Genomic DNA, 2272 nt, shown 5'->3' with positions numbered 1-2272 from the left:
GCACCGCCAGCGGCTCCGACGGCGGGCGCCTCGACGTCCGACACGTGGTCGGCGGGTACCGCCTCCCGGACGCCGGTCCCCCCGGCGTCGCTCACAGGCGCGCCGTTCTCGGGCGCACGATTCTCAGGCGCGTTCTCTGGCGCGACAGGGACCCCCGCGGGCGGTGCGGCGGGGACGGGCTGGGCCTTCGTAGGCTCGGACTGCTCCGGAGCGGTCACGGGTTCGACCTTGTCTGCGGATCGGGGAACCGGCTGCGCGGTCGGTCGACCGGCCGGTACTGCGGGCTGCGCGGCCTGGGTGGCCGACGGACGTGCCGGGGGTTGCAACTGCTGTCGCGGCACGCTGCCAGGGCGTTTCTGGTACAAGCGAGGCGGGATGGCCGGGGCATGATTGGTCCCGGCATTCTCGTCTGATGTCGGCTCGAGCGGTTCGTCACGCTCGGTCGGCTGACCCATCGGCACGCTCCGTGCAACTACCCGAGACGCGGGCTCTCCGCGTCCCCCGAAGGGCGCACCTGACCTGCGGCGAATCCGCTGGACAGAATCGCCCTGGCGGGCATCCTATCCAGCGGGAATCCTGCCCAAGGCCTCGTACCGGACGCCCCGAGGTGGAGGTTTCGTATCAATCCTGCCCACCATCCTGAAGCACCCTGCGAAGAAGCGCAGAGGTCAGGCAGCAGGCCGATCCCGCCGGGCCGGAACCTCGGAGAACCAGGACGACGGCAGGAACGCGACGACCGCCAGGATCGCCACCCCCGAGTACGACCAGACCATGCCGAGGATGCCCGCCGGGACAACGACGTCGCCCCCGGAACCCGGCAGCGACAGGGCCTGCACGACGGCGACCCAGCCGACGCCGAAAGCGAGCAGCGTGCCGTAGCCCGCCCACGCGCGGGCGAGCACACCGGCCGCCGCCGTGAGCGCGAACGCGAGCGCCAGGCCCAGGTACAGCGAGTCGTCCCCGTACCGGTGCACGACCGTCCCGAGGGCGCCCATCACCACGCCGAGCGCGACGGCCAGCAGGGTGCGGACGATCGTTCGTCCGAGAGGACGCCGGGGTGAGTTCACCCGAGCATTGTCCAGCATGCGGCTGGGAGCACACTGCATGTGGAACACTCCCGCGGGTGAACACCCTCCAGACACAGACGCAGCTCATCGTCCGGCAGCGCATCCGCATGCTGGTCAACCAGTACGAGGTGCGCGGCGCGCTGCCCGACGGCTCCGAGGGCGACCTCTACGCCTTCGCCCAGCAGAAGCGCGTCGCGTTCCGCGAGCAGGTCACCCTCTACACCGACGACACCAAGCGGGAGGCGGTGCTCGGCTTCAAGGCCCGCCAGGTCGTCGACCTCGGCGCGACCTACGACGTCGTCGACGCGGGCGGCACGCCGATCGGCACGTTCCGCAAGGACTTCGCCAAGTCGCTGCTGCGCAGCACCTGGCATGTCGAGCAGCCCGGCCTCGGCGTGGCCACGGGGACCGAGCGGAGCCTGCCGATCGCCATCATCCGGCGGCTCGTCGAGCTCGCGTGGCTGCCGTACCACTTCGACTTCGTGATCGACGGGCGCCCCGCGTTCAGCGTCGAGAAGAAGTGGGGCCTGCGCGACCGGTACGTCGTGAACGTCCAGGACTCGCGGCTCGACCGCCGGCTCGTGACCGCCATGGCGATCGGCCTGGACGCGCTCCAGGAGCGCTGACCCCGCCGGCCGCCGTCCGCCGCCCGCCGCCCGCCGTCCGGATGCGGCAACCGACCGACCTCGGCGATGCCCTCCCTTTTGAGGCCTAAGTTTCTTCGCTTTGCGGCTGCCCAAAGCGAAGAAACTTAGGCCTCAAAAGTGTTGGGGCGACCGGGGTACCGGTCAGCGGAGCGGGTCTGCGACGGCGTAGGTCTCGGTCGTCAGGATCGGGGCCAGCACCCCGTTGGACAGCGCGTACCACCCGGCGATCGCCCCGACGGTCTCCGGCAGCACGTCCGCGTGCTGCACCTGGGTCGCATGCGCCCGCATCGCGGCCACGACCCGCCGCAGCACGCCGCGCACGTCGACCCGTGCGGCGGAGCCGAACCGGGTGATCGGTAGTCCGTCAGGTGACCGGTAGTCCGAGCTGCCGACCACCTGACCTTCTGCCGACCACTCGGGCAGGTCCTCCTTCGCGAACGGCGGAAGGTCCTCCGCCGGGTCCGGGAGGGTGAGGGCGTGGGCAGCAACGAGGGCCTGCGCCTCGGGGAGGGCGGCGAGCGTGGCGCGCGCCGCGCGCACCTCGGCCGCCGGTGCGAC

General features: G+C 71.5%; 2 protein-coding genes and 1 pseudogene. 1 reads left to right on the top strand and 2 read right to left on the bottom strand.

Features of this window, described 5'->3' with window-relative positions; translation table 11 throughout:
- Positions 1-668: 668 nt before the first annotated feature.
- Entirely contained in the window at positions 669-1067 is a 399-nt protein-coding gene (locus PROKR_RS19870) for a hypothetical protein (RefSeq protein WP_036966164.1), read from the bottom strand.
- Between the two features lie 56 nt (positions 1068-1123).
- Between PROKR_RS19870 and PROKR_RS19865 the strand changes: the two genes are divergently transcribed.
- On the top strand, positions 1124-1693 hold the full coding sequence (locus tag PROKR_RS19865; protein WP_036966162.1) for an LURP-one-related family protein: 570 nt from the start codon (positions 1124-1126) through the stop codon (positions 1691-1693).
- A gap of 162 nt (positions 1694-1855) precedes the next feature.
- On the opposite strand, the pseudogene PROKR_RS19860 reads toward PROKR_RS19865, so the two are convergent.
- Positions 1856-2272: pseudogene (locus tag PROKR_RS19860) on the bottom strand (hypothetical protein); the annotation flags it as partial.

Origin of the sequence: Promicromonospora kroppenstedtii DSM 19349, from assembly GCF_000515355.1 — a bacterium.
Taxonomy (GTDB): Bacteria; Actinomycetota; Actinomycetes; order Actinomycetales; family Cellulomonadaceae; genus Promicromonospora; species Promicromonospora kroppenstedtii.
The sequence above is the reverse complement of the archived record's forward strand: the minus strand, read 5'-3'. Positions and strand labels throughout refer to the sequence as shown.